A 3,166-nucleotide genomic window follows, 5' to 3' on the forward strand; every position below is an offset into this window, starting at 1 on the left:
GACATGATTTCTCCTGAAAACGGGAGAAACATGTGCCCACTCGGGAATGTTTCCCCGAAGGACAAAGGCCGAAGCCGGATAGTTAAGAAACCTCGATCGTCACGCAGTAGGAGCGAAAACTGACGATATCTGCTTCCAGAGGTGAGCAGATGTACCACACTTTACGTGTACTTCCTTGCAGGCTTGGGAAGTGTTCGTTTGTAGCTACCCGAAGGCGGTCATCTCAAGCTACGAGACCATTGGTGGTTGTCCGAAGACAACGTGCGAAACAGGTTGATAATAACGTTTATTGTACTTATTGTTCAAGGGAATATTATTCATCATTGACCATTCGATTATATACGCGAGCAACATATGCACCCCGCCCGTCGCCATGCCCGAGATCCATTGAAACAAGCGCCTCAGCCTCCTCACGACTCATTCCATTTTCAACATGAAAATTAACAGCGTCACGAGCATAAGCATATCGCAGGCTGTGCGGGGCATTAACGCCGGTCATACCATTTTCTCTTAGAACATTATGAAAACGGTCAAGCGACTGATGAAGAGTAGGTTTATTAATCAGTTTTCCATTATTTTCATTTGCATAAGAAATGGCTTGATTCAATAAGTGCATGACTTTCTCACGCTCAAATATTGTGACGTCCCGTGCCCGTCCACCTTTTGATCCAAAAACAACGCTTATTTTATTTTCACCGGTAGCTAAAGTTTGCTTCCAGGTTTTCAGGGATTTTGCTGCCTGGACAACTTCTTCTGCACGAAGACCTATATATCTTGCAAGCTGAATACCGATCGCCACCCCTTCATCTTTGAGCGAGACAGTAGCCACGATTTCGGCCAGTCTTTCATCAGTAATTGCAATTTTCTTCCCTTCCCTGCTCGCCCCTGAAATTTTCAGCGCCTCGTTGCTTAACTTTTCATGCGAGGGATTAGCAAGGATATTTCTGCCTCCCTGTGAAAGCACAGACCGAATAGCTGCCATTTCATTCTGCAGCGTTCGGGAAGATATATTTTCTTCCTGTCGGCTTCTTATATAATTCTCGATATGCTTTGTTTTAACATGGCTTACGTCCCGAATCTGAATATTAAGGGTTGCCAGTCGCTCCGAAAAGCGGCTGGCAATCTTAGAACGATCTGAAACAGTTTTAAAACTTCCTCCGCCCTGGCGTGCCAGCGTCACGAGTTGTTTACTTAATTTATTGGACATATCCACCTCTGCCAGAATCCAGAACATTCAGCACGCCTGTGCTGACCGTTCTGTAACTCTGTGCGCTTACATCTCTTCCCCGACGGCGTGGTTGCCTTTGCGCTTCCTGCGGCTCAACTGGTATCTGTGCATCGGGGCGGCGAAATGTTGAGTTCTTGCGAGGCTTCCCCAGGTCTCTGACCTGTTTGCGGCTTGCGCCGTGCTGACGTGAGTCAGTCTGCCTCCGTACATCAGTTTCCTGATGTCGCCATCGATACCGAGTCGATCATTCTCCTTCTAGTTAAACGCCCCTGACGTTTCGTTCGTCAGTGCCGCGTTATGGTTGATAAATAGCCAGAGTTGTTCTGAAAACACGCACTACGTGCACGTCAGATTGTACCGGCCCGTTAAAAACCGCACTGTACGTGGGTTTGGACGTTATGCGCTGCGCGCGTCACTTTGTTCTCGTTTCACTCGAACCAAAGTGACGCCGCGCAGCTTCATGCTCCTAATGCGTCTTCCGCAAGCGCCCAAATGTTCCAAATGGGCTTATGCGTCATAGCAAAAGTCGGATGCAGCTCAGGCCGTACACCTGCAAAGCTTCATAACGGAAGTGTGCGAAACAGCATAAGCTATGCCGTTCGTGAGATGCCTGGCGTATGTAAAAGCCGTGGCTGAGATGTGTAAATGAACCTTCATCGTCGCGTCATAAATACGCTGTTAAAGACGATATCTGCTTCCAAAGGTGAGCAGATTTACCACGCTTTTGCGTTCCCCCTTTCAGGCTGCGGGAGTGTTTCTTGTAGCTACCCGAAGGCGATCCTCTCAAGCTACCGGACCATTGGTGGTCGTCATCGACGACATAGAACAGTTGAAAATATATCAATCAACCTGTAGAAATGTCAAATGCTAGATTTGCAATTAATATACAAAACTAAAACTCATCAAAGGATTAATCGTGAATATTGAATGGTCAAAAATAATAGTAGGCTCTATGTTCCCTGCTGCTGCGATGGCACTTAATTTTTTCGCAAGATTTAAGACGCTTACAAATGAGAGGATATCTATTTTTAAAGATATCAAGCCGCTTTGTACAGCGATAGAAATGAAACCCTATGAGATAAAAGCGATTGACAAAGAAATAAATAATCTAATCCTATTTGAGGTCACGCGCATTAGAAACCCTCTTTTAGCGCAGCAACATTTAAAAATATTAAGTTGTAATGATATTAATGATATTCAAAAAACAAGAATTAAGAAGCTTGCACATTGCATTGATCAGGAGACTAATATCACCGCATCGGGAAATAAAGAAATAAGATTCACACTCAATAAGGAAAAGTACAATAAAAGAATGGGTAAGGGGTTAACACATATACTTGCTTGCCTAATTGCATATTACATATTGTTCTTTTCTGGGCTTGGCTTATCCAAAGAATACATTTCAATTGCAATAGTAATGCTTGTTATGTCTCTTGTCCCCCTTTGGATTATATTAGTAACAATTGCTACATATCCCATATACGGGTTTTATAAATTCGACAGAAAAACCATCGATTCATTGAATAATTTTTGCGATGAAAGCTAAATCTTGGTCAGGTAAAAAATAATGGACACATTGTATTTTTATTGTGATGACATCAACATCAAAAAGAAATTAACAAAAAATATTTATAAGTAAGTAAGAGTTTTCCCGGCAAATGAATCTCTATGTAACTTTGATTAATACGAGTATCAACATGTCAGGTCGTTAAATATAACTATATTAACAGTGTGGAGCCGGAATACCCCCCCCTACTTTTGCTACGACGTTCTACCAGTAATGCGCCATAGGGGCCGATATGGGAATTCCCCCTACTTCCCGGCGTACCGGAACGGCGGCTGGGCCGCCATCGCCAGTTATGGGAAACAGCCCTACTTCCGGGCGTGCCGGAGCGGCAGCAGGGCCGCCGGCCCCAGTTATGGGAAAAAGCCCTACTT

2 protein-coding genes are annotated in these 3,166 nt (G+C 44.3%); one reads left to right on the forward strand and one right to left on the reverse strand.

All coding sequences use genetic code 11. The features are described 5' to 3' along the window. Positions 1-313: 313 nt before the first annotated feature. On the reverse strand, positions 314-1,207 hold the full coding sequence (locus tag RTK32_RS20555; protein ID WP_312047198.1) for an integrase domain-containing protein: 894 nt from the start codon (positions 1,205-1,207) through the stop codon (positions 314-316). A 937-nt stretch (positions 1,208-2,144) separates the two neighbouring features. Here RTK32_RS20555 and RTK32_RS20560 point away from each other — a divergent pair. Continuing rightward, positions 2,145-2,774, forward strand: a complete 630-nt coding sequence (locus RTK32_RS20560) for a hypothetical protein (protein ID WP_312047196.1) — start codon at positions 2,145-2,147, stop codon at positions 2,772-2,774. Positions 2,775-3,166 lie beyond the last annotated feature (392 nt).

Origin of the sequence: Erwinia sp., assembly GCF_031978025.1 — a bacterium.
GTDB lineage: Bacteria > Pseudomonadota > Gammaproteobacteria > Enterobacterales > Enterobacteriaceae > Erwinia.